This window comes from Cohnella lubricantis, from assembly GCF_014212015.1.
GTDB lineage: Bacteria > Bacillota > Bacilli > Paenibacillales > Paenibacillaceae > Cohnella > Cohnella lubricantis.
Genome location: NZ_JACJVN010000028.1, coordinates 190,087 through 215,305, shown reverse-complemented (window position 1 = coordinate 215,305; position 25,219 = coordinate 190,087). Strand labels below are relative to the sequence as shown.

Annotated in this window: 21 protein-coding genes; 20 read left to right on the top strand and 1 reads right to left on the bottom strand. The window is 59.6% G+C overall.

Going from position 1 to position 25,219, the window contains the following annotated elements:
* Positions 1 to 153: 153 nt before the first annotated feature.
* Entirely contained in the window at positions 154 to 390 is a 237-nt protein-coding gene (locus H4Q31_RS08385; protein WP_185178607.1) for a DUF2626 family protein, read from the bottom strand.
* A 298-nt stretch (positions 391 to 688) separates the two neighbouring features.
* Between H4Q31_RS08385 and H4Q31_RS08380 the strand changes: the two genes are divergently transcribed.
* The 20 genes from H4Q31_RS08380 to murD all read left to right on the top strand — a co-directional run bounded on the left by H4Q31_RS08380 (position 689) and on the right by murD (position 25,205).
* Entirely contained in the window at positions 689 to 1,333 is a 645-nt protein-coding gene (locus H4Q31_RS08380; RefSeq protein ID WP_185178606.1) for an RsfA family transcriptional regulator, read from the top strand.
* Positions 1,334 to 1,488: 155 nt separating this feature from the next.
* Positions 1,489 to 2,469, top strand: coding sequence for a ketopantoate reductase family protein (locus H4Q31_RS08375; RefSeq protein WP_185178605.1), 981 nt, complete (start codon positions 1,489 to 1,491; stop codon positions 2,467 to 2,469).
* A gap of 12 nt (positions 2,470 to 2,481) precedes the next feature.
* Positions 2,482 to 2,880: a DUF3397 domain-containing protein gene (locus H4Q31_RS08370; RefSeq protein ID WP_185178604.1), complete on the top strand. Its 399-nt coding sequence runs from the start codon at positions 2,482 to 2,484 to the stop codon at positions 2,878 to 2,880.
* A gap of 231 nt (positions 2,881 to 3,111) precedes the next feature.
* The gene (locus tag H4Q31_RS08365; RefSeq protein ID WP_185178603.1) at positions 3,112 to 4,752 is read left to right on the top strand and encodes a peptide ABC transporter substrate-binding protein; all 1,641 of its coding nucleotides are present in this window, start codon (positions 3,112 to 3,114) and stop codon (positions 4,750 to 4,752) included.
* Between the two features lie 19 nt (positions 4,753 to 4,771).
* Entirely contained in the window at positions 4,772 to 5,710 is a 939-nt protein-coding gene (locus tag H4Q31_RS08360; RefSeq protein WP_185178602.1) for an ABC transporter permease, read from the top strand.
* Positions 5,711 to 5,742: 32 nt separating this feature from the next.
* Positions 5,743 to 6,636: an ABC transporter permease gene (locus tag H4Q31_RS08355; RefSeq protein ID WP_185178624.1), complete on the top strand. Its 894-nt coding sequence runs from the start codon at positions 5,743 to 5,745 to the stop codon at positions 6,634 to 6,636.
* A 29-nt stretch (positions 6,637 to 6,665) separates the two neighbouring features.
* Positions 6,666 to 7,661 (top strand): ABC transporter ATP-binding protein, encoded by a 996-nt coding sequence (locus tag H4Q31_RS08350; RefSeq protein ID WP_185178601.1) that lies wholly within the window; start codon positions 6,666 to 6,668, stop codon positions 7,659 to 7,661.
* Positions 7,658 to 8,671, top strand: a complete 1,014-nt coding sequence (locus tag H4Q31_RS08345) for an ABC transporter ATP-binding protein (RefSeq protein ID WP_185178600.1) — start codon at positions 7,658 to 7,660, stop codon at positions 8,669 to 8,671. Before H4Q31_RS08350 ends, H4Q31_RS08345 begins: the two co-directional genes overlap by 4 nt.
* A gap of 278 nt (positions 8,672 to 8,949) precedes the next feature.
* Complete coding sequence (gene bshC, locus H4Q31_RS08340; RefSeq protein ID WP_185178599.1) at positions 8,950 to 10,581, top strand: bacillithiol biosynthesis cysteine-adding enzyme BshC; 1,632 nt, start codon at positions 8,950 to 8,952, stop codon at positions 10,579 to 10,581.
* A 52-nt stretch (positions 10,582 to 10,633) separates the two neighbouring features.
* Positions 10,634 to 11,896 carry an adenosylhomocysteinase gene (locus tag H4Q31_RS08335; RefSeq protein ID WP_185178598.1) on the top strand — a complete coding sequence of 421 codons (1,263 nt, stop codon included), beginning with the start codon at positions 10,634 to 10,636 and terminating at the stop codon, positions 11,894 to 11,896.
* A 157-nt stretch (positions 11,897 to 12,053) separates the two neighbouring features.
* On the top strand, positions 12,054 to 13,181 hold the full coding sequence (locus H4Q31_RS08330; RefSeq protein WP_185178597.1) for a DUF4349 domain-containing protein: 1,128 nt from the start codon (positions 12,054 to 12,056) through the stop codon (positions 13,179 to 13,181).
* A 153-nt stretch (positions 13,182 to 13,334) separates the two neighbouring features.
* Complete coding sequence (mraZ, locus tag H4Q31_RS08325) at positions 13,335 to 13,772, top strand: division/cell wall cluster transcriptional repressor MraZ (protein ID WP_185178596.1); 438 nt, start codon at positions 13,335 to 13,337, stop codon at positions 13,770 to 13,772.
* Between the two features lie 75 nt (positions 13,773 to 13,847).
* Positions 13,848 to 14,822 (top strand): 16S rRNA (cytosine(1402)-N(4))-methyltransferase RsmH, encoded by a 975-nt coding sequence (rsmH, locus tag H4Q31_RS08320; RefSeq protein WP_185178595.1) that lies wholly within the window; start codon positions 13,848 to 13,850, stop codon positions 14,820 to 14,822.
* Positions 14,823 to 14,890: 68 nt separating this feature from the next.
* Complete coding sequence (locus H4Q31_RS08315; RefSeq protein ID WP_185178594.1) at positions 14,891 to 15,301, top strand: septum formation initiator family protein; 411 nt, start codon at positions 14,891 to 14,893, stop codon at positions 15,299 to 15,301.
* A gap of 23 nt (positions 15,302 to 15,324) precedes the next feature.
* Complete coding sequence (locus H4Q31_RS08310) at positions 15,325 to 17,643, top strand: penicillin-binding protein (RefSeq protein WP_185178593.1); 2,319 nt, start codon at positions 15,325 to 15,327, stop codon at positions 17,641 to 17,643.
* A 104-nt stretch (positions 17,644 to 17,747) separates the two neighbouring features.
* Complete coding sequence (locus H4Q31_RS08305; RefSeq protein WP_185178592.1) at positions 17,748 to 19,670, top strand: stage V sporulation protein D; 1,923 nt, start codon at positions 17,748 to 17,750, stop codon at positions 19,668 to 19,670.
* 144 nt (positions 19,671 to 19,814) lie between these two features.
* Positions 19,815 to 21,302 (top strand): UDP-N-acetylmuramoyl-L-alanyl-D-glutamate--2,6-diaminopimelate ligase, encoded by a 1,488-nt coding sequence (locus H4Q31_RS08300; RefSeq protein WP_185178591.1) that lies wholly within the window; start codon positions 19,815 to 19,817, stop codon positions 21,300 to 21,302.
* A complete protein-coding gene (locus H4Q31_RS08295; RefSeq protein WP_185178590.1) occupies positions 21,299 to 22,792 on the top strand; it encodes a UDP-N-acetylmuramoyl-tripeptide--D-alanyl-D-alanine ligase in 1,494 nt (497 codons plus the stop codon). The genes H4Q31_RS08300 and H4Q31_RS08295 overlap by 4 nt, the downstream gene beginning before the upstream one ends.
* 4 nt (positions 22,793 to 22,796) lie before the next feature.
* On the top strand, positions 22,797 to 23,759 hold the full coding sequence (mraY, locus tag H4Q31_RS08290) for a phospho-N-acetylmuramoyl-pentapeptide-transferase (protein WP_185178589.1): 963 nt from the start codon (positions 22,797 to 22,799) through the stop codon (positions 23,757 to 23,759).
* A 3-nt stretch (positions 23,760 to 23,762) separates the two neighbouring features.
* Positions 23,763 to 25,205: a UDP-N-acetylmuramoyl-L-alanine--D-glutamate ligase gene (murD, locus tag H4Q31_RS08285; protein WP_185178588.1), complete on the top strand. Its 1,443-nt coding sequence runs from the start codon at positions 23,763 to 23,765 to the stop codon at positions 25,203 to 25,205.
* The last annotated feature ends 14 nt before the right edge of the window (positions 25,206 to 25,219 follow it).

Here is a 25,219-nt window from a genome sequence, read left to right as displayed (position 1 = left end):
GCAAGCCTAAGATCCCCCCTATTCAATGGGCTGCTAGCGGTAGTCTAGCTTTGCCATGCGCATTTTCCACCGTGCGTGCTGACACGATTTCATAAAAAAAAGTCCGGCGCCCCAGAAGGCACCGGACTCTTAATTGCGAGTGCGGATGGCGGATTAGAAAGGCAATCCCATCTCGAAGACGCTCCAATAGGTGAAGCCCAGGAATGCGATGATCATATAGCCCCAGAACATGAAGAGATATGTACGTTCCGTAAACTTCAGATAGCCGAACAAGAAGAATACGGCCGCCTGAATGAAGAACAGCAACGACATTTCCCACATATCGCCCGCGAACGACATCAGAGCGATGACCAGCGTAAAGAACCCTAATACCCGGAACATACGTGCCATGATAGATCCCCCTCTCTGTTCGTTCCCCTAATTCACAAGCATATTATACCTGTGGTCCCAGTAAAGTGTAAACCTGAAGAAGTGACGATTTGGCAAACTTTTTGGACATGTTCTCAATGTTCCGCTTCCTTCGCCTTTTTATTCATTCGCGGCTGCGCCTCCCCCCACCGAGGTATACCGCCGCGAAAAGTGGATATATATAGAAGTATCCGATAGATTCTATGAACTCTACCATGGGCATAGAAATGATAAAAAGGCCAATCGGCTTGATGGCATTCGACGAGGAGGGAGCAGTCGCATGACGGCTGTAAGACAAGATGCATGGAGTCCGGACGATGACATGATTCTGGCGGAGGTGACCTTGCGGCATATCCGCGAGGGCAGCACCCAGCTGGCCGCGTTCGAGGAAGTGGGCCAGCGCATCGCGCGCACATCCGCTGCTTGCGGATTCCGCTGGAACAGCTGCGTCCGCAAACGCTATGACGAAGCGATTAATATTGCGAAGCAGCAAAGGCAGAAACGCAATTATTTGAAGAAGCAAGGGCTTCCCGCGCTAAGCTCCGCCGACACGGTGCTGGCGGAAGATTCCGAGAATGGGAAGAACGAGTTGGTGACGGCAGACAGCCTGTCGATGGAAGCGGTCATCCGGTATTTGCGCCAATGGAAGAATACCGTTCAAGAGCTGACGAGGCAGGTCCGCACGCTAGAGAAAGAGCTGAAAGACAAGGAAGAGCTTCTGGCGGAGCTGAAGCAAGAGAACGATCGTCTGAACAAGGAAGTCAGCGAGGTGCAGACCGATTACCGGGTCGTGAACGACGATTACAAAGCGCTGATCCGCATTATGGACCGTGCGCGGCGTCTCGCCTTCCTGTCCGAGGAATCGGAGGAAGAGAAGACCCGGTTCAAGATGGACGCGAACGGCAATCTGGAGCGGATTGAGTAACAGGAATGACTTGAGCAATAGCAACCGAGAGCTCCGTATCATGGAATCCGGCTGCGGTCCCAAGGCTCTTTCGTCTCGCGATGCGAGCGAAGGAGCCTTCTTTGTTACGATATGGTAAGGTAAAGAGGACCCTGTTGGCAGAGAGGAAGAGTCGGATGCGAGAGACGAAGATAGCCGTTGCGGGCGGCGGTTCGCTTGGCCTGCTTCTAGCAGGCAAGCTGAATGCGGCAGGATGCCCGGCGGAGCTGTGGACCCGGACCGAGGATCAGGCCAGGATCATCGAACGCGATGGAATCACCGTTATAGACGGCGCGGGAGGGGCAGATGCAACAACCGTGAACGCCGCCATGACGGCTGCCGTGAAGGCCGTGCCGTTGGAGAAAGCGGCGGCGCCAAGCGGCACAGCTGTTCTGCTGGCCATGAAGCAGACGGCGCTGACGCCTTCGTTCGTCGCAAGGCTAAAGCACATGCTGCCTGAAGAGCATGCGATCGTCGCCTTCTGCAATGGAATCGGCCACTTCGACAAGCTGCAGGCAGGCTTGCCCTCGGCGGAGCTGGCGGCCGCCGTCACGACGGAAGCGGCGCGGCGCAGCGGGCCGGCAGAGGTGGCGCACACCGGCAAAGGGCAAATTTGGCTTGGACAAGCTCCTTTGTTCGCCGCAATACCCCCGACATACGCCAAAAGTCCCGATCACGATCGGATGCAATATATCGAAAGTCGGCTGATTCAGGCAGGATTTACCGTTTCCATGTCGAATAATATGACAGAACGAATGCTTCGGAAACTGTTGATCAACGCTGTCATCAACCCTCTTACCGCACTTCTGCGAATTCGCAACGGCGAGCTGACGTCGACGCCTGAGCGGCTCTCCCTGATGCGGCAGTTATACGATGAGACGGCGGGTATCCTGCGCGAATACGGCCTGAAGGACGGTTCGCATTGGGACGAATTGCTGCACGTCTGCGCCCGGACTGCCTCGAACCACTCTTCCATGCTGCAAGACATATTGGCCGGACGCAAGACGGAGATAGACGCGATTAACGGCGCCGTGGTCAGCCTGGCGGCCAATCTCGGCCGGCAAGCCCCGTGGAATGACAAGATCACGCGGATGGTGAAGTCGATATCGGACGGATAAGGAGAGGAAGCAATGGCCGGATTGTGGAACGCTTTGGTTCAGGCATACTCGTATCTTGCGGTAGTGCCGATGATTCCGTTTCTTATTATATATCTCACCGTGAAGCTGCGAAGCGGAGACAAGAAGCGCGCGATCCAACTATCGATGGACGTCACGACGCTATTCCTGATCGGCATCGTCTCCAGCCAGCTGAATCAGATGGGCACTTCCTTCGGGCCTTATATCATTCTGCTGTTCATGCTGATTACGGCAGGCTTAATCGGCAACGCCCAGAACCGGATCAGGGGCAAGGTGAACGCTCGCAAGCTGATTCGTGCTATCTGGAGGCTGTCGTTCCTCGTCTTGTCCGTTCTGTACGTGCTGCTCATGATCATCGAATTAGCCAAGCTGGCGTTCACGCCGTTGTCTTAGCTATCCGAATAACCGAATATAGATGAAGCGGCGGAAGCAACCTACATGAATATGTGGGTTGTTTTTTATTTCCTGCGGCAATGATTTACAGGGATAAAGTGGCTGGTCTATGGGATGATGGCACGAAGGCGCATCCGGTGGGAAAGCAGGAAATAATGACTTGTGGTACAAAAATATCAGGAGCGATATAATCAGTGATATCATTCCACACAGATAGGGGTTTACTTTCGCATGCGCAAAACATGGCTTTCGATCCTCGCGCTGCTGCTTGTTACGGGAGTCCTCCTCGCCGGCTGCGGAACGAAGAACGCGTCCGGCCCCGGGATTTTTAATATGAATCTATCTTCAGACCCGCCTTCGCTTGATCCGGCGCTCGCGCAGGACTCCGTGTCGTTCGTGGTGCTTACCGGCCTGTATGAAGGCTTGACCCGCAAGGACGCGGAAGGCAACACCATTCCTGGCGTCGCTGAGAAGTGGGACATCTCTGGGGACAAGAAGACCTATACGTTCCACCTTCGCCATGACGCGAAGTGGTCGAATGGCGACCCGGTCACGGCCCATGATTTCGAGTATGCGTGGAAGCGGGTGTTGGATCCGAATCTCAATCCGGCGTCGCCGTATGCATACCAGCTGTATTACATTAAGAACGCCCAAAATTATAACATGGCCGCGGACAATCCGGACCATATCAGCGATCCGAATCAAGTCGGCGTCAAGGCGCTTGACGATTATACGCTTCAGGTCGAATTGGAGAATCCGACGCCGTATTTCCTTAGCATTACGTCCTTCTGGACGCTCTTCCCGGTGCACCAATCGGCGAAGAGCAATCCAGCTTGGGCTTCCAAAGCCGAGACGATGATCACGAACGGCGCATTCAAGATGGCGTCTTGGAAGCACGGCAATGCGATCGATCTCGTCCCGAACGAGAATTACTACGCCAAGGGTGAAGTGAAGCTGAAGAAGGTTCACTTCTATATGGTCAACAACGCTTCGACCGAGATGATGATGTTCCATACGGGACAGCTTAGCTTCGCAGGCTTCCCGACCGGCGAGATTCCGGCGGAACAGATCGGGAAGCTGAAGGAGATCAACAAGGACGAGCTGCACATTCAGCCGACCGCCGGCACGTATTATTATGCCTTCAACCTGACGAAGCAACCCTTCGATAACTTGAACATCCGCAAGGCGCTCACGATGGCGATCGATCGGCAGTTGATTGTCGATAAGGTCACCAAAGGCGGTCAGGTGCCGGCATATGGCTTCGTGCCGCCGAGCATTCAAGGCGACGGTCAGATGTTCCGCGAGCAGTATCCGGATACCGGCCTCCTGTCGGAGGATATCGCCCAAGCCAAGCAATTGCTGGCGCAAGGCTTGAAGGAAGAAGGCCTCGCCAGCTTCCCGCCCGTCACGCTGACGATTAACGATGGCGCGGGTCACAAGCAGGTCGCCGAAGCGCTCGCCGACATGTGGCGCAAGAATCTGGGCATCGAAGTTCAGATTCAGACGCAGGAGTGGAAGGTGTTCCTGCAGAACCGCACAAGCTTGAACTATGACATCGCCCGGGCCGGATGGTCGGCCGACTACAACGATCCGATGACGTTCATCGACATGTATACGTCCACCAGCGGCAACAATGATCTGGGCTTCAAGAATCCGCAGTACGATGCGCTCGTCAAGCAAGCCTACGCCTCCAGCGACCAGCAGCAACGCATGCAGCTGATGGATCAGGCGGAGCAAATTCTGGTCAAGGACAACATGGCGATTCTGCCGGTGTACTACTATTCCGGTGTCTACATGGTCCAGCAGAACGTGCAAGGGCTCGAGATGGACTATCAAGGCCAGATCGACTTCACGCGCGCTTCCGTACAGTAGAAGAAAGGAGTGAAATGACGTGGTTCGATATTGGGGAGGGAAGCTTGTCTCCGTTATCATCTCTCTGTTCGTGCTTGCGACGGCGACGTTCTTCCTGATGAAGGCCATCCCGGGCGACCCGTTCACTTCCGAGAAGGCGGTGCCGCCGGAGGTTAAGGCGAAGCTCATGGCTTTCTACGGCCTGGACAAGCCGATCTGGGAGCAATACTTGATTTATTTGAAAAAGCTGATTCATCTCGACCTCGGTACGTCGATGAAGAGCCAATATCAGACCGTATCCAGCATTATTACGGATTCATTCGGCTACAGCTTGCGGCTCGGCATCTTCGCGATTATCGTCTCGGTTATTGTCGGCGTCGGCCTCGGCGTTGTGGCCGCTATGTACCATCGCAAGGCGATCGACGGCATCGCCATGGTCATCGCCGTTCTCGGCGTCAGCATTCCGAACTTCGTCTTGGCGTCGATGACCCAATATCTCTTCGGCTACAAGCTGCAGTGGTTCCAAGTGGCAGGACTAAACGGCCCGTTCGATTACGTGTTGCCGGTCCTGGCGCTGGCCGCATTGCCGATCGCTTATATCGCGCGTTTGACCCGTTCGACCATGCTCGAGGTATTGAACGCGGAGTATATCAAGACCGCGAAGGCGAAGGGCTTGAAGCGCAGCGTCACGATCGTAAGGCATGCGCTGCGCAACGGCATTCTTCCCGTTGTTACCTATGTCGGCCCGATGACGGCTAATATCTTGACCGGTTCAGTCGTCGTCGAGCGGATCTTCGGCATTCCCGGGCTTGGCAAATACTTCGTCGACAGCGTGTCGAACCGCGACTATACGCTGATTATGGGCATTACGCTGTTCTATGCCGTCATTCTTATGCTTGCGCGCTTGCTGACGGATCTCTTGTACGGTCTTGTGGATCCTCGAATCGGACTTCGTTCTAGAAAGGGGGCCTCGTCATGAAGGACAGCCGGACGTTAACGTTAACCAAAGAGATGTTCAAGAGGCTCTCGTTCCGTCCTCCCGGCGAGACGATCGCCGGGGACAGCGTTCCGATGTGGCGCGATGTGCTCCGCCGGCTCGTCACGAACAAGCTGGCGATGTCCGGCGTCGTCTTCCTCGTGCTGCTGGGGGTAATGGCGATCATCGGGCCAATGATCTCGCCGCACGATTACTTCACGAACAATCTCGACCGGACGAATGAGCCGCCTTCCGCAGACTATTGGTTCGGAACCGACAACCTGGGCCGCGACTTGTTCTCCAGGCTCTGGATGGGCGCTCGCATCTCCCTCGTCGTCGGTCTCGCGGCGGCTGCTATCGACTTGATCTTCGGCGTCATCTACGGCGGAATTATGGGCTATGCAGGCGGGCGCACGGACGAGATGATGAACAAGGTCTCGGAGATTCTGTATTCCATTCCGTATCTCCTCGTCGTCATTCTCCTGCTCGTCGTTATGGAGCCGAGCATGTGGACGATCATTCTCGCCTTGTCGGTGACGGGGTGGATCAACATGAGCTGGATCGTTCGGGGCCAGATCAAGCAGCTCAAGAATCAAGAGTACGTGCTGGCTGCCCGTTCGATGGGCGCCTCCGGCGCGCGAATGCTGTTCAAGCATCTGATTCCGAATACGCTTGGACCGATCATCGTCACCTTGACGTTGACCGTGCCTTCCGCGATCTTCTCGGAGGCGTTCCTGAGCTTCCTAGGTCTTGGCGTTCAATCGCCGGCCGCTTCCTGGGGGACGATGATTAACGACTCGCTCGCCGGCTGGACGCTGTTCCCGTGGCAGATGATGTTCCCTGCCGCCTTGCTCTGCTTAACGATGCTTGCCTTTAACGTATTCGGGGACGGTCTTCGCGACGCGTTCGACCCGAAGCTTAAGAAATAATAGATGAATCTCTCATGGGGGGTGACGAGATGGATACGATTCTTCGCGTGAACGACCTGCACGTATCGTTCCGTGCGCGGGGCGGGGAAGTGCAGGCGGTACGAGGCGTCAATTTCGAAGTGAAGAAGGGCGAAGCGGTCGCCATCGTAGGCGAATCGGGTTCGGGCAAGAGCGTAACCGCTCAGAGCATCATGCGGCTGCTGCCCAGTCCTCCTTCCTTCGTCAAACAAGGTTCAATCGAATTTATGGGCCGCAATCTGGTGGATGCGACAGAGGCGGAGATGGAGGCGATTCGGGGCAAGGAGATCGGCATGATCTTCCAAGACCCGATGACATCGCTGAATCCGACGATGACGATCGGCCATCAAATTACCGAAGGCTTGATCAAGCATCAGGGCATGAACCGCAGCGAAGCGCGCGAGCGCGCGTTGGAGCTGCTGCGGCTTGTCGGTATTCCGAATCCGGAAGCGCGCTTCGGCCAATACCCGCACAATTTCTCCGGCGGCATGAGACAGCGGGCGATGATCGCCATCGCGCTGTCCTGCAATCCGGCGCTGCTCATCGCCGATGAGCCGACGACGGCGCTCGACGTGACGATTCAAGCGCAGATCATGCAATTAATGAAGGATCTGCAGCAGAAGTTCGGCACTTCCATCATTCTCATCACACACGACCTTGGCGTCGTAGCCGATATGTGCGACAAGGTGATCGTCATGTACGGCGGCCAAGTGGTGGAGACGGGAACGAAGTGGGACATCTTCGCGAAGCCCCAGCATCCGTATACCCGCGGGCTGCTGCGGTCGATGCCCAGACTCGATCTGCCGAAGGGCGAACCGCTCGTGCCGATCGACGGGACGCCGCCCGACCTGCTCGCGCCGCCGGTCGGCTGCGCCTTCTGCGCACGCTGCGAGCATGCCATGGAAGTGTGCCTGAACCATGATCCGGAGCTGGTGCCGGTCGGCGAGAACGGCCAGACGGCCAAATGCTGGCTGCACCATCCGCTCGCGAAGGAGGTGCAAGCATGAGCGCATCCGCAGTGAAGACGAAGGGGGCTGCTTTCCAACCGGTCGCAGGCGCGTCCGGCGAGAAGCTGCTCGAAGTGAGAAATCTGAGCAAGTTCTTCCCGGTTGGCAGTAACGAGACACTGAAGGCCGTGAACGACCTGACGCTCTCGATCGGCAAGGGCGAGACGCTAGGCGTCGTAGGCGAATCCGGCTGCGGCAAGTCGACCGCGGGCCGGACGATTATGCGCCTGTACGAGCCGACCTCGGGCGAGACGCTGTTTAACGGGCGGAACATCTACAAGATGAGAGGCTCTGAGCTGAAGACGCTGCGCCGCGAGATGGCGATGGTCTTCCAGGATCCGTACGCATCGCTTAATCCGCGCTTCAACATCATGGACGTGATCGCCGAGCCGCTCGACATTCACGGCATCGCGGGCAGCGCCAAAGAACGCCGCCGCAAGGTGGAAGAGCTGTTGGATCTAGTCGGCCTCCGGCCCGAGCACGCTGCGCGTTACCCGCATGAATTCTCCGGCGGCCAGCGGCAGCGTGTCGGGATCGCCCGTGCGCTCGCGGCGAATCCGAAGTTCATCGTCTGCGACGAGCCGATCTCGGCGCTCGACGTCTCGATTCAGGCGCAGGTCGTTAACCTGCTGCAGGATCTGCAGAAGCGCCTCGGCCTGACTTATATGTTCATCGCGCACGATCTGTCGATGGTGAAGCATATCAGCGACCGTGTTGCCGTCATGTATCTCGGCAAGATGATCGAGCTGGCGGAGAGCTCGGAGCTGTACGCCAATCCCAAGCACCCGTACACGCAGGCGCTGCTGTCCGCGATCCCGATTCCCGATCCGTTGATCGAGGCGCAGAAGGAGCGGATCGTCCTGTCCGGCGACCTGCCGAGTCCGATCCATCCGCCGAGCGGCTGCCCGTTCCGCACGCGCTGCCCGTTCGCGACGGAGAAGTGCGCGAAGGAAGTGCCTGATTTCCGCGAAGTGAAGGACGGCCACTGGGCTGCTTGCCACTACGCTTAAGACAATTGCAAGAGAAGCTGCTGAAGAGGCTGCTGCTTCGGGCCGGACGCCCGGGGAGCGGCCTCTTCGCGTTGGAATCGGGCGAATCCGCGAACACTTGCGGGCGCCGAGGCGAATAGGTTGGAGGATAAGCTGCGAGATTCCTTGGGGGTCTGCCGCAGCAATCGCGATAGGCTTCAAAGGACCGCTTCACTTTGCTCTTTGCCGAAGCTTACCTATTCATGTACAATCAACTTTGGATATGTTACTTGCTATTTATTAGTCGGGAGGACCCCCTGATGAATTTGACTCCCCTAGAAGGGCTGTCTTCTCCGTCTCTGGCGGAACGTTATCGGATGGCTGATCCGGCCGTATGCGGCTTGTTCGGATCCCATCCTTCTAATTCGCAAGACTGGCTCGGCCGGGCGGATTGGCTCGACCGGACCGAAGCTAACCGGGCTGACCGCAGCCAACTCGCATCTGTCCTTCGCGCTTATCAAACGCGCATCGGGACGCATGAGGCGGCGGTTCGCGCCATTGATTCGCTGGAGCGCGATCAAGCGCTCGCCGTCGTCGGCGGTCAACAAGCCGGGCTGTTCGGCGGTGCGCTGCTGATCGTCTACAAGGCGTTAACGGTCATTCAGACGGCCAAATACGCCGAGGAGCTGCTCGGACGTCCGGTCGTGCCCGTGTTCTGGATCGCAGGGGAAGATCATGACTTCGACGAAGCCAATCATGTCCATATCGGATCGATCGAAGGACAAGTGAAGCGGATTCGCATTGAGCGGCCGGAAGGGGCGCGCCATGCGGTCAGCCGAACCGAGCTGTCGTCGGAGCAATGGGCTGCCGCTGTCGAAGAGCTGTCGGCCGCGCTGCCCGATTCAGAATTCAAGCCGGCGCTGCTGGACCGCCTTCGCGAGCAAGTGGCCGATGCGCCGACGCTGACCATCGCGTTCGCGCGCCTGCTCTCGGATTGGTTCGGCTCGGACGGCCTCGTGCTGCTCGATGCCGACGATCCGGCGCTTCGGCGGCTGGAAGGCTCGTTCTTCCGCAGACTGATTGAACGGAATGACGAAGTGGAAGCGGCGCTCGCGGAAGGTGACAGCCGCGTCCGCTCGCTGGGCTGGCCGGTTCAAGCCGAATCGGCTCCCGGCTGCGCCAACCTGTTCGTTCATGGCGATGCGGGACGCGTGCTGCTCTACAAGCAGAACGGCCGCTTCGCCGACCGCCGGGGCGAGGTCTCCTTCGAACGAGACGAGCTCCTACGACTGGCAGACGAGAACCCGGACCGACTCAGTAATAATGCGCTGACGAGGCCTCTCATGCAGGACTTTGCGCTGCCGGTGCTGGCGACCGTGCTTGGGCCGTCCGAGATCGCCTATTGGGGGCAGCTCGGTCCGGCGTTCGCCCGATTGGAGATAGAGATGCCGCTTATCGTGCCTCGGCAGTCGTTCACCTATTTGGAGCCCGGCGTCGTCAAGCTGCTTGAGAAATACGAGGTGTCGCCGCTTGATATTATTCGGCGGGGCGATGAGCTGAAGGCGCAGTGGCTGGAGCGGCAGGACCAGTGGCAGCTAGAAGCGAAATTCGCGGCCGTCCGCGAGCGGTTCGCGGAGCTGTACGCACCGATCTTGGATACGGTGGCGCAGGTCGAATCGGGTCTTGCCAAGCTTGGCGAGGCGAACCGCGACAGAATCATGCAGCAGATCGCCTACCTGCAGGAGCGGGCGGAGGATTCGGTGGCGAAGAAGCATGACGCTGGGCTTAGGCAATGGGATCGGATGCGCTTCTCGCTGTGGCCGCAGGGCAAGCCGCAGGAGCGCATCTACGGCGCCATTCACTTCTTGAACCGTTACGGCCCGGATTGGCTGGAGCTGTGGAAGCAAGCGCCATACGATGTCACAGGCGGACACCGTATTGTCTCGGAATAATTTGCTTGGCTCGTATTCTGTACTCGAACATCAAGAGGAGGAAGTATTCCCTATGAGAACATCACTGCAAAGCGTAATTAAAGATCCTTCCCTAGCGCCGGAAGGCAGACTCAAGATTGACTGGGCTTCGGCCCATATGCCGGTGCTGAACCGGATTCGGGAGCAATTCGAGCGCGAGCAGTCGTTCAAGGGACTGCGCGTCGCGATCTCGCTTCATCTGGAGGCGAAGACGGCGTATTTGGCCAAAGTCGTGCAGGCGGGCGGCGCCGAAGTAGCCATTACGGGCAGCAATCCGCTGTCGACGCAGGACGATGTGTGCGCGGCGCTGGTTGAGGACGGCATCGCCGTATTCGCCAAGTACAATCCGACTCCCGAAGAATATCACAACCTGCTCGTGAAGACCGTCGAGACGAAGCCGGACCTGATCATCGACGACGGGGGAGACCTCGTCACGATTCTGCATACCGAGCGCCAGGATCTCATTTCGAATGTGAGAGGCGGGGCTGAAGAGACGACGACGGGCATTCTGCGTCTGAAGGCGATGGACAAGGAAGGCTCGCTGAAGTTCCCGATGGTGGCGGTCAACGATGCTTATTGCAAGTATTTGTTCGACAACCGCTACGGCACCGGCCAATCGGTATGGGACGGCATTAACCGGACGACAAATCTGGTTGTCGCAGGCAAGACGGTCGTCGTGAACGGCTACGGCTGGTGCGGCAAAGGCGTCGCCATGCGGGCGAAGGGACTCGGCGCGAACGTCGTCGTGACGGAAGTCGACGCGATCAAAGCGGTGGAGGCTTATATGGACGGCTTCACTGTGCTCTCGATGGACGAAGCGTCCAAGGTTGGCGAATTCTTCGTGACCGTTACCGGCAATCGGGACGTCATTCGCGGCCGCCATATAGCGAACATGAAGGATGGCGCGATTCTGTCCAACGCCGGCCACTTCGATGTGGAAGTGAACCTGGTCGAGCTGGCCGAGCTGGCTGTATCGAAGCGGACGGTTCGCCGCAATATCGAGGAGTATGCGCTCAAGGACGGCCGCCGCATCTATGTCCTCGCCGAAGGCCGTCTCGTGAACTTGGCCGCCGGCGACGGGCATCCGGCCGAGATCATGGACATGACGTTCGCGCTGCAGGCGCTGTCGCTGAAGTATGTGAACGACAACTATGCTTCGATCGGCAACCGCGTCGTGAACGTTCCTTACGAGCTCGACGAGCAAGTGGCGCGCACGAAGCTGGAGTCGCTCGGCATCTCCATCGACCGGCTGACCGACGAACAGAAGGCTTACTTGGACAGCTGGGCCTCCCACTAAGTTTGCTGCGTTTATGCCTCCCGTGCCGATCCTAGGCACACGGGAGGTTTTTTATATTGCTCTCAGAGACGAACAAACCCAGAACATGTAACTTTTGCCACCCATTCCCCGTCTAGTTTGGCGAACGGACCAAATGAGATAGAGGGGGAACACAACGATGGAGCTTCCGAACAGAGACAGATGGGGAAAATGGTTGTTGGGCTCGCTGGCTGCGCTGCTGCTGCTCGCTGCGCTTGCCGCATGCTCATCCAGTTCCAACGACGACAGTGCGGCATCGATGGCTGACGGTGCGGAGCCGGCTTCGGCTGGATTCGGCGAGAGCCTCGCTTTAGGCTCCGGCGAGAGCGGCAGCGAAGACCGAACGGCTCAAGACGCTTCCGGTTCCGCCGAATCGGCGCCGAGCGCTTCTTCAGCCGCGCAGGGTGCGGATACGGCGGCGGGCACGGGCAGCGGCATCGGAGCGATCGCAGACGCTAACGCGGGGTACAACCGGAAGATGATATACTCCGCGACCGTGGTTCTGAAGGCAGAGAGCTTCGACAAAGCGGAAGAGAAGGTCAGCAACGCCATTTTCCAAAGCCAGGGCTTCATCGTTCAATTCTCGGACACGAACAACGGCGACGAGATCGGTTCAACTTATGTCATCAAAGTGCCTTCCGCCAACTTTAGCTCCTTCCTGGCGCTGCTCAAGGCAATTCCGAACGAAGGCTTCGATCGGCAGATTCAAGGCAGCGACGTGACCGAAGAATACGTCGATCTGGAAGGAAGGCTCACGGCCAAGCAGGCCGAAGAGGCGCGGATGCTCGCCTTCATGGACAAGGCGGCGAGTACGGACGATCTGGTCGCCTTCTCGAACGCGCTAGGCAGCGTGCAGCAGGAGATCGAGAAGATCAAAGGCCGGATGCGCTACTTGGATCAGAACGTCGCTTATTCCACGATCAACTTGCGGCTCTATGAGATTAGCGAGAGAGAGACGGCGAAGGCAGAGGAGAATGCCGGACTGGGCGCTAAGCTGGGCGACGCTCTGGTGGGAACAACCCGCTTGCTGGGGCGCATCGGAGAAGGGCTGCTGACCTTCGCGGCCGGTCTGCTGCCGGTGCTGCTCGTCGCTGCGGTGATCGGCGTTCCCGCCTACTGGTGGACCCGCAAAGCCCGAGCCGCCCAACGAATTCGCGCGGCGGCGCGGCGCAAGGAGCTGAATGCGGCGGCGTCCGATCCGGCCGCGGCCGTACCGCCGGCCAGCCTTGGAGCCGCGGCGGAGGAAGAGGAGAGGCCGGTCGATTGACGTCGAATCTGCTCGGCCATAATTTTATCGGCTAAAATAATTTTTTAACAAATCCTGCTCTCGGAGCAGGATTTTTATTTTATGACGCGAATATTTCATCATATGTGGTTCAAAGTGGTGGAAAGTGGTGGATGATGGGGGTGACGGGGGCAAATGTTTCTCGGGGAATTTCAGCACACGATCGATGACAAGGGACGCATCATCATCCCTGCGAAGTTTCGCGATGCCCTCGGCGCCGATTTTATCCTCACCCGCGGCTTGGACAACTGCTTGTTCGTCTATCCGCGCCAAGAATGGAGCCTGCTGGAGCAGAAGCTGAAGCAGCTGCCGATGATGAAGTCCGACGCCCGCGCTTTCACCCGTTTCTTCTTCTCGGGCGCGTCGGAATGCGAATGGGACAAACAGGGAAGGGTAAACGTGCCCGCCCATTTGCGCGAATACGCCAAGCTCGAGAAGGAATGCGTCGTCATCGGCGTCTCCACGCGTGTGGAGATCTGGGACAGGTCAACCTGGGAGTCTTATAACCTGCAGTCGCAAGAGTCCTTTGGCGAGATTGCCGAGAAGCTCGTCGATTTTGATTTTAATTTCTGACCGTCGTTTACACATTGCTAGTTACATACATAGACAGACAGAAGCGACCCGAGAGGTTGCCGGGAGGCTTGCATCATGTTCCAACATATTACCGTGCTGCTTAAGGAAGCGGTCGAAGGGCTGCGCGTGAGAGAAGACGGCATCTACGTCGACTGCACGCTCGGCGGGGCGGGCCACAGCGAGGCGATCGCGTCAAGGCTGGCTCCGGGCCGGGGCCGGCTGATCGGGCTGGATCAGGACGATACCGCACTTGCCCATGCGCGGGAGAAGCTGAAGCCTTATGGCGAAGCCGTTACGTTGGTCAAGAGCAACTTCCGGCGCCTGACCGAGGCGCTGAAGGAAGCCGAGGTTCCGCTCGAGGGCGGCGTCCCGCAGGTTGACGGCGTGCTGTTCGACCTCGGCGTCTCCAGCCCGCAGCTGGATGAAGCGGACCGAGGCTTCAGCTACCATCAAGAGGCCGAGTTGGACATGCGGATGGATCGGAGCCAGCGCTTGACGGCGAAGGAGATCGTCAACGAGTGGGAGGAAGCGGACATCGCGCGAATCCTTCGGGATTACGGCGAGGAGAAGTTCGCCCGCAGAATCGCCAGGCACATCGTGCAGGCGAGGGAGAAGGCGCCGATCGAGACGACGGGGCAGCTTGTCGAGTTAATCAAGGCCGGCATCCCCGCCGCGGCAAGAAGAACGGGTCCGCATCCGGCCAAGCGTTCATTCCAGGCGATTCGCATCGCCGTGAACGACGAGCTGGGCGCATTCCGCGAGGCGCTCGAGCAGGCGATCGATTGCGTGAAGCCGGGAGGCCGCATCGCGGTCATTACCTTCCATTCGCTCGAAGACCGAATATGCAAGGAGACGTTCGCGAAGGAAGTCGCGACTTGCCGCTGCCCGCCGGACTTTCCGGTGTGCGTCTGCGGAGGCGGCGACGGAAGGCTGCGGCTGACGCCGCGCAAGCCGATCCTTCCTTCCGAAGAGGAATTGGAGCTGAACAACCGGGCGCGCTCCTCCAAGCTGCGCATCGCCGAGAAGCTCGGCGGTTCCGCCGGACACTAACGAGAAGCCGAATCCAACTTTTTATCTGATAGATTATGAACAGCATTCGCAAGGGGGGCAATTACGCTATGCAATACTATGGGAATCTGGCGCTTCAAGAGGAACGCAAGCCATCTCAACCGACTCCAAGACAACGCGGGCAGCAAGCTCCGCAGCTGCGCCGCCGCTCGATTCCGGTGGGCGAGAAGCTTCTCTATATGCTGACCGTCATGGTGCTTGTCGCCGTGTCCAGCCTTGTGATCTATCGTTATGCGAGCCTCTATCAATTGAATCGCGAGATTCAATTGACAAGCATCCAATACGAAGAGACCGTCCAGCAGTCGAAGGAGCTGCAGCGGGAAGTCGAGAAGCTGAGAGATCCGAACCATATCCAAGAGAAGGCGTTGCAGTTAGGCTTGCAGCCTCAAGGAGGGCAGCCGATCACTTTGTCTCCTTCGGACGGAAGCGAGTCCGAGGCGTCCGGGACAGCGAAGCCGTAAGCTTGCGCGAAGGGTGATGAGCAATGACCAGAAGAATTCGAATTCGTACGCTGTTGCTGGGAGGGTTGCTAACCCTCCTTTTTGTCGGTTTGATCGTTCATATCTATTTGGTGCAGGTTGCCCACGGCCCTTTCTGGGCGGAGCAAGCGCGGAAGACGTGGATTACGAGCAAGCCGCTGCCCCAAGAGCGCGGCACCATCTACGACCGGGACGGCAAGGTGCTCGCCGCCGACGCTTCAGCCTATACGGTCGCCGTGAGTCCGAAGAAGATACACGCGCTGGAGGCCGAGCATCCCGAATGGCGGCTGCTCGACCAGATCGTATCCAAGCTGCATCTTGTGCTGGACAAGCCGGAGAACGAGGTTCGCGATATCGTCAACGCGCAGAAGGACGGCGGCTATTACGATCAGCGCGAAGTCCGTCCGGAAGGCTGGAAGATTGACAAGGAAGTCGCCGATCGGCTCATCGCGTTTAAGGACGAATTAAGCGAGCAGACGGGCAAGTCGGACATCGGCCTTTATTTCATCGAGGAACAGAAGCGATACTATCCGAAGAACTCTCTTGCTTCCCAGGTGCTTGGTTACGAGGATAAGGACGGTATCCCGCGAATGGGGCTGGAGAAGACGTTGAACGACGTTCTTCAAGGCCAGCCCGGCAAGATTACGTACGAGAAGGACGGCATTCGGACGCAACTGGCGGGCGGAGAGCTTGAAGTTCAGCAGCCGGTGGACGGCAAAGACGTCACGACGACGATCGATACCGATATTCAGTTCTATATGGAGGAGGCTGTCCGGGCCGCCTATGCTGAATATAATCCAGTCAGCATTACGGCCATCGCCGCCGATCCGAAGACGATGGACATTCTCGGCATGGTCAGCCTGCCCGACTTCAACCCGAACGAGTATTGGGAGGATGCGAGCAATCTGGAGGCGTTCAAGAACAACGCGATCCAATCGGTGTACGAGCCGGGCTCGACGTTCAAGATCGTGACGCTGGCGGCGGCGGTTCAGGAGGGGCTGTTCCACCCGGACGAATATTATCAATCCGGCAGCATCAGCATCTCGAGCAAGGACAAGCCGATTCACGACTCTAACTATTCGGGCTGGGGGAAGATTACGTTCCTTGAAGGTTTGAAGCATTCCAGTAACGTTGCGTTCGTTAAACTCGGCTATGAGATGCTCGGCAAAGATAAATTTAAGGAGTATATCAACAATTTCGGCTTCGGCGTCAAGACGGGCATCGAGCTGCAGGGCGAAGTCGTCGGCAGCCCGATTCCCGTATGGAACCGTGACTGGGCGGCAGCCACCTTCGGTCAAGCCGTCACGGTGACGCCGCTGCAGCAGGTAGCCGCGGTCGCGGCCGTCGCCAACGGCGGCAAGCTGATGAAGCCGCATCTGGTGAAGTCGATCACGGATCCGGCGACAGGCGAGAAGACGGTGACGCAGCCGGAAGTGGTGCGTCAAGTGATCTCGGAGGAGACGTCGCGCCAGGTCGGCGAATATTTGGAGCAGGTCGTCAGCGACAAGGAGATCGGCACCGGGCGCAACGCCTACATTCCCGGCTACCGCATCGCGGGCAAGACGGGAACGGCGCAAGTATACGGTTCGGACGGCAAGATTCTATCGGGTCAATACGTCGTATCGTTCATCGGCTATGCGCCGGTCGAAGATCCCAAGATCGTGCTGTACGTGTTGGTCGACCGGCCGGAGGATGAGTATGCCAGCGGCGGCGGCGTCGTAGCGCCGATCTTCAAGCAGATCATGGGGCAATCGCTGCTGCATCTGGGCGTGATGCCGAAGGTGGAAGAAGACGCTGCCGGCAAGGACAACCAGAACTCCGATAATGGCGGAGCGGCCGACGAGCACGTGACGGCAGCCGTTCCGGACGTGACCGGGATGACGATCGAACAAGCGAAGAACGAGCTGAAGAATCATTCCTTCACGGCGCAGACGCTTGGAGAGGGGGCCCGGATTCTCCAGCAGGTTCCGCGAGCGGGAACCATGCTGCCGACGTCGCAGTCCGTCTTCCTCGTGACGGAGACGAAGGGCAGCGCCGGAAGCGTTCCGGACATGCAGGGTATGTCGCTTCGCGACGCGCTGGAGATGTGCGCACTGCTAGGCGTGTCTTGTACGGCGGAGGGCGAGGGCTACGTCGTGTCGCAGCAAACGAGCTCGTCCGGCGGCAAGACTGCCGTCGCGCTGACGCTGGCCCCTGCCGGCGCGAAGGCGGAAGACGAGGACGAAGCCTCGAGCCAAGGCGAAGACACCGACAGCGCCGGCAACGGCGAGCAAGCGGATAAAGACGGCGCGGCCGCCGCCGCTGGCGATGATTCATCCGGGTAACGAGACAAGCCGGCATGGCTTGTTCTAACTCCTCCCTTCATGGAATAGCTTGGAACTAAGGCTTAATGGCTTGTTCCGGCTTTTTCGAAGGGAGGTTTTGCATTGTGAAGATATCGCAGGTGACGGTGCGCAAGAGGCTGTTCCTCATTCTGATCGGCGTTATTGTCGCCTTCGGCATCTTGGCGCTGCGCCTGGGCTACGTGCAGCTATGGAACGGCGCCAAGCTGTCCCAGATGGCGGAGGACTCCTGGCGTCGGGAGATCGAGTTCACGGCGAAGCGGGGCGATATCGTCGACCGCAATGGCGTGAAGCTCGCTTATGACGTCAGCATGCCAACGTTGTACGCTGTTCCCGTGCAGGTCAAAGACAAGAAGGGGACAGCGGCGGCGCTCGCCCCGCTGCTCGGCATGACGGAGGAGAAGCTCTACGGCATGCTTACCAAGAACGAGAAGGATGTGCGGCTGCAGCCGGGCGGACGCCGAATCTCGCCTGAGCTCGCCAACCAGATTCGCGCGCTTAACCTGCCGGGCATCGTCGTAGCAGAGGACAGCAAACGCTTCTATCCCTATGGCACGCTGGCGGCGAACATTCTCGGCTTCACCGGCTACAGCGACGGCTTGAACGGCGTGGAGCTCAAATATAACGACTTGCTCAAAGGCATCAACGGCAATATCTCGTCGCTGGTCGACGCAGCAGGCAACAAGATGCCGGACCCCGCGCAGAAGTACGATCCGCCGCGCGACGGCTTGACGCTGGAGTTGACGATCGACCAGACCGTCCAATCAATCGTCGAGCGGGAGCTGGATCAAGCGGTGCTTCAGTACCAGCCGAACAGCGCGATCGCCATCGCGATGGATCCGAACACCGGCGAGGTGCTCGCCATGGCCAGCCGGCCGACGTTCCATCCATCCAACTATCAGGATGTCGATCCGATGGTGTACAACCGGAACCTGCCGATCTGGATGACGTACGAGCCCGGTTCGACGTTCAAGATCATTACCTTGGCGGCTGCGTTGGAAGAGAAGAAGGTCGACTTGAAGAACGAATATTTCTTCGACCCCGGCTACACCGAGGTCGCCGGCGCCAAGCTTCGCTGCTGGAAGAAGGGCGGGCACGGCAGCCAGACGTTCCTCGAGGTCGTCGAGAATTCGTGTAACCCCGGCTTCGTCGCGCTCGGGCAGCGCCTCGGCAAGGAGACGCTCTTTAGCTATATCAAGGACTTCGGCTTCGGCAAGAAGACGGGGATCGACTTGATCGGCGAAGAGAACGGGATTCTGTTCAACCTGAAGAACGTCGGGCCCGTCGAGCTGGCGACGACCTCGTTCGGCCAGGGGGTGTCGGTGACGCCGATTCAGCAGATTACGGCGGTGTCCGCCGCGATTAACGGAGGCAAGCTCTTCAAGCCGTACGTGGCCAAGAAGTGGATTCACCCGGACACCGGCATGGTGCTGGAGGAGAACCAGCCGGAGCTCGTCCGGCAGGTCATCTCACCCGAGACGTCGGTGCAGGTGCGCTCGGCGCTGGAGAGCGTCGTCGCGCAAGGCACGGGCGGCAACGCCTTCCTCGACGGCTACCGGGTCGGCGGCAAGACGGGGACGGCGCAGAAGGTCGTGAACGGCCGCTACTCGCCGAATGAGCACATTGTCTCGTTCATCGGCTTCGCGCCGGCCGACGATCCGCAGATTGTCGTCTACGTCGCGATCGACAATCCGCAGGGCATTCAGTTCGGCGGCGTCGTCGCCGCGCCGGTCGTCCGCAACATTATGGCCGACGCGCTGCCGCATCTCGGCGTCGAGCCGCGCAAGGAGCAGTTGAACAAGGAGCTGAAGCCGGGCGAGACCCCGACGGTAACGGTGCCGAATCTCGTGGGCAAGACGGTAAGCGACATTTACGAGGACATGAACATGAATTTCCAGCTGACCTCGTCGGGCAAGGGCAACACCGTTCTGCGGCAGGCGCCGGAAGCCGGCGCGAGAGTGCCGAAGGGTTCGATCATCCGAATTTACCTGGGCAGCGAGGACGGATAACAGCCGAATGATAACCGGATGATAAAGCGCTCATTTTCAGAAAATGCCTGTCGTTTTCCCTTGTAAGGGCGCGAGGGATGAACGATAATGGGGATACGGTCCGACCGGCTGAAGGCCGGATCGACTTCTGGGAGGACGATGGGTATGAGATTGAACGAGCTATCGGCTCATTTGCTGGTCTGTCGAACGATCGGCGATATAACGACGGAGATTCGCGATCTGGAATCCGATTCCCGCCGCGCATCCGCCGGACAGCTCTTCTTCTGTCTGCCGGGCCATACGGTAGACGGGCACGACTACGCCGCTCAGGCGGTGGAGAAGGGAGCCGCCGCGCTGGTCGTCTCGCGCGAATTGCCGCTCGCCGTGCCGCAGCTCATCGTGCCGGATGTCAGGCAGGCGTTCGCCGTGCTGACCGACGCTTGGTTCGGTCATCCGTCGCACAAGCTGCGTCCGATCGGCGTCACCGGCACGAACGGGAAGACGACGACGACCTACTTGATCGAGCGCATTCTCGCGGACGCGGGCATCGCGCCGGGCGTCATCGGCACGATCGAGACGCGCTTCGCCGGCAAGAGCTTGCCGATGTCGGGAACGACGCCGGACTCGCTCGCGCTGCAGCGGACGTTCCGCGACATGCTGGATGCGGGAACGGAACGCTGCGTGATGGAAGTCAGCTCCCACGCGCTTGAGCAAGGAAGAGTGAAGGGCGTCCGGTTCCGTACGGCGATCTTCACCAACCTGACGCAAGACCATCTGGACTACCACAAGACGATGGAAGCTTACGCCGACGCCAAGGGACTGTTCTTCTCCCGGCTGGGCAATACATATGCGCCAGATCCGCAAGACCGCACATATGCTGTGTTGAACGCGGACGACGAAGCATCCAAGAAGTTCGCCAGGCTGACGTCCGCGGAGGTTGTGACCTACGGCATCGAGAGCGATGCGCACGTCAAGGCGCGGGACGTCGTCATCTCAGCGAGCGGCACGTCGTTTAAACTCGAGACGTTCCGCGGGGGCAGGGACGTGAATCTGCAGCTCGTCGGCAAGTTCAACGTCTACAACGCGCTGGCGGCAATCGCTGCAGCGCTGTGCGAAGGCATTGATCTGGACGCGGCGGTGAACAGCCTCGAACGCACGCCGGGCGTGCCGGGACGAGTAGAGGCCGTCAACGAAGGACAGCCGTTCGCCGTTGTCGTCGACTATGCGCATACGCCGGACGGCCTCGACAACGTGCTGCGCACGGTGAACGAGATTGCGACCGGGCGCGTCATCTGCGTGTTCGGCTGCGGCGGCGACCGCGACCGGACGAAGCGCCCGATCATGGGCCGCATCGCGTCCGAATTGTCGGATTACGCGGTCGTCACGAGCGACAACCCGCGGACCGAAGATCCGCTGGCAATTCTCCAAGACATCGAAGAAGGTTTGAAGCAAGCGGGCGCCTCTCCGGACAGCTACGAGATGGAGCCGGACCGCGCCAAAGCGATACACAAAGCGGTTGAAATGGCAAGCCCGGGAGATGTAGTATTGATTGCGGGTAAAGGCCATGAGACCTATCAAATTATAGGCGGCGTCACCCATGATTTCGACGATCGCCTCGTGGCGGGAGCCGCGATAAGGAGCCTAGTCAAGTGATTCAAACAACGCTTAGAGAAGCGGCCGCCTGGTGCGGCTCTTTAAGCTTTCCTTTGGTTGGCGAAGCGGGGGATATCCGCTTCGCCGGCGTATCGACGGATACGAGAACGATAGCAGCCGGTCAGTTGTTCGTGCCGCTTGTCGGCGCTAATTTCGACGGCCATGATCATCTGACCGCGGCGGAGGCTGCGGGAGCGGCCGGCGCGCTGTGGCAGTCGGATCGGCCGCAGCCGGAGACGAAGCTGCCGCTGATCTTGGTGAGCGACACGCTGGCCGCCTTGCAGAAGCTGGCGGAGAGCTACCTCGCCTCGATTGGAGCACGGGTGGTCGGCGTTACCGGCAGCAACGGCAAGACGACGACGAAGGATCTGATCGCCTCGGTGCTTCGGACCGCCTTTAAGGTGGCCAAGACCGAAGGCAACTTCAATAATCATATCGGCCTGCCACTGACGATTCTGCGGGCGCCGGCGGATACGCAGGCGTTCGTGCTGGAGATGGGCATGAGCGACCGCGGCGAGATCTCGCTGTTGACGCGCATCGCGAAGCCGAACGTTGCGGTCATCACGAACATTGGCGAATCTCATCTGCTGCAGCTCGGCTCGCGCCGCAACATCGCGCGCGCGAAGCTGGAGATCGCCGAGGGGCTGAAGACAGGCGGCGCGTTAATTTACAATGGCGACGAGCCGCTGCTGGCAGAGGAGCTGGCCGCATCGCCGCTGCCTGCGGGCATCGGCAAGCTGACGTTCGGAGCGGACGCAAGCTGCGATCTGCGGCTTGGCGCGTTCGAAGGCACCGCGGAAGGCAGCCGCTTCACGGCGGAGGCTGGCCGGTCCGGCGAGCCGAGCGAGCCGGGCAAGCCCGGCAAGTCCAGCGGACCGGCCCCTGCGGAAGCGGCGAATCAGCCGGCAGCGCCGGAAGCTGTGTTCGAGCTCGCGATTCCGGGCCGGCACAACGCGCTCAACGCACTGGCGGCGGTGGCCGTCGGACGGCTGTTCGGCTTGTCCGACGACCAGATCGCCGAAGGGCTGCGGTCGGCGCAGCTGACCGGCATGCGCATCGAACGGACGGCGGCGGCCAACGGCGCGGCCGTCCTGAACGACGCATATAATGCCAGCCCTGCTTCGGTGCGGGCCGCGATCGAGCTCGTCGCCAGCCTGAAGGCTGCGCCTGGCGGGCGCAAGATCCTCGTGCTCGGCGACATGCTGGAGCTCGGCCCGGACGAGGCTGAATTCCACGCCGCTATCGGCCGCGCCGTGACGCCGGACAAGGCGGATCTGCTGCTGGCGTACGGACCGCTGTCCGCGAATGGAGCGCGGGAAGCCGAGAAGCTTCTCCCCGCGGGTGCGGTTAAGCATTATATGGACAAAGAGCAGTTGATCGCCGACTTGCTCGCGAAGCTGACGCCTGACGACCTCGTGCTCGTCAAGGCTTCGCGGGGGATGAAGCTCGAAGAGGTCGTATACGCGCTGCAGAGGGGAGCCGTGAGTTGAACTGATGGACTACACATCGACATTATGGACGCTAGGGGTCTCGTTCGTGCTGGCGGCGCTGCTCGGACCGCTGCTCATCCCTGTGCTGCGCCGGATGAAGTTCGGTCAGACGGTGCGGGACGAAGGACCGGAGTCGCATAAGAAGAAGACCGGCACCCCGACGATGGGCGGCGTCATCATTCTGCTGGCGCTGACGCTGGCATTCTTGAAATTCGCGGATCGGGGCTATCCGTTCTGGGCGCTCCTCGTCGCCTGCCTGGGCTTCGGCCTGGTCGGCTTCCTGGATGACTATATCAAGATCGTCATGAAGCGTTCGCTCGGCTTGACAGCCAGACAGAAGCTGTTCGGCCAGCTCCTCGTCGCCATCGTCTTCTGCTATCTGCTGCACTGGATGGGGCATAGCACGGCGATCGGCTTCCCAGGCGTGAACGGCACGCTGGATCTCGGCTGGTTCTATTACGTCTTCGTCATCATTATCTTCTTCGCATCTACCAACGCCGTGAACTTCACGGACGGCCTGGACGGCCTATTATCCGGGACAAGCGCCTTGGCATTCGGGGCTTACATGCTGATCGCTGTCGATTCGGCGCAATCGCAGTCGGCGATCTTCTCGGCGGCCATGATCGGCGCCGTGCTCGGCTTCCTCGTGTACAACGCGCACCCGGCGAAGGTGTTCATGGGCGATACCGGCTCGCTCGGCATCGGCGGAGGCTTGGCGGCTGTCGCGATTCTGACGAAGACGGAGCTGCTGCTCATCCTGATCGGCGCCGTATTCGTGCTTGAGATGCTGTCGGTCATCATCCAAGTGACTTCGTTCAAGACGAGAGGCAAGCGGGTGTTCAAGATGAGCCCGATCCATCACCACTTCGAATTGAGCGGATGGTCCGAATGGCGAGTCGTCACGGTGTTCTGGGCGGCCGGCCTTGTCGCTGCCGTCTGCGGATTGATCTTATACAAGGGGCTATAAAGCATGAGACCATTAGATGAATACCGGGGACGCCAAGTCGTCGTTCTCGGATTGGCGCGCAGCGGGGCTGCGGCGGCGAAGCTGTTCCACAATGTCGGAGCGATCGTCGTCGCGAACGACCGCAAGCCGCGGGAGGAGTGCCCCGAAGCCGAGGAACTCGAGGCTTTGGGCCTTTCTATTGTTTGCGGCGGGCATCCGGACGATCTGGTTACGGAACAGACGGCGCTTCTTGTCAAAAATCCGGGTATCCCGTACACCGCGCAGCCGATTCGGCGCGCGGCGGAGCTTGGCGTCGAGACGGTGACGGAGGTCGAAGTGGCGGGCATGCTGTCGCCTGCGCCGATCATCGGCATCACCGGCTCGAACGGCAAGACGACGACGACGTCATGGACGGGCGCGCTGCTGGAAGCCGCAGGCCTTACACCGATCGTCGCCGGCAACATCGGCCGCCCGCTGGTTGACGCCGCGCAAGAAGCGACGGCGCACAATTGGCTCGTCGCCGAACTGAGCAGCTTCCAGCTGAAGGGCACGTCCGCCTTCCGGCCGCGTATCGCCTGTCTGCTGAATTTGGCGGAGACGCATCTGGATTATCACGGCTCGATGGAGGATTATGTCGCTTCGAAGGCGAAGTTGTTTGCGAACCAGACATCAGACGACACGGCCGTCTACAATGCGGATGATCCGGTTGTCCGCGAGGTGGCCGAACGTTCCGAGGCGCGTAAGCTGCCGTTCTCTCTGACGCAGCGGCTGCCGGTCGGCGTATCGATCGAGCCGCCGCTGCCGGCCGTGAAGCCGGGCGAGAGCGCGCCGGAGGAGCCGGGCGTCGTGCGGTGGATCGTCTACCGCGCCGAAGACGGCTCCGAGCGGCGCATCGCAGAGGTCGCGAAGCTCGGCATTCCGGGCCGCCACAATGTGATGAACGCACTCGCGGCAGTAGCGGCTTCGCTCGCCGCTGGCGCCAGCCCGGCTGCGCTAAAGAAGCCATTAGAGGAGTTCCGGGCCGTCGAACATCGTCTCGAGTACGTCGGCGAATTCCACGGCGTGCGCTATTACAACGATTCGAAGGCGACCAATCCGGTCGCGACCGCGACGGCAGTCGCTTCGTTCCCAGCGCCGCTTGTGCTCATTGCCGGCGGCCTCGATCGCGGCTCCGACTATATGGAGCTGCTGCCGGTGTTCCGCGATCGGCTGAAGGGGCTTGTCGCTTTCGGCCAGACGCGCGACAAGATGCGCAAAGTCGCGGACGCTGCCGGTTTAACGTCGGTCATTATCGTCGAACCTGAGGGTGATGCCGCCGATACGCTGCGTCTCGCCGTCAAGGAAGCCGCAAGGCTGGCCGAGCCGGGAGACACCGTTCTGCTGTCGCCCGCCTGTGCGAGCTGGGACATGTTTCCCTCGTACGAGGTTCGAGGCCGCATTTTTAAGGAATCGGCGCATACGTTGTAAGAAGGGGGCTCGTC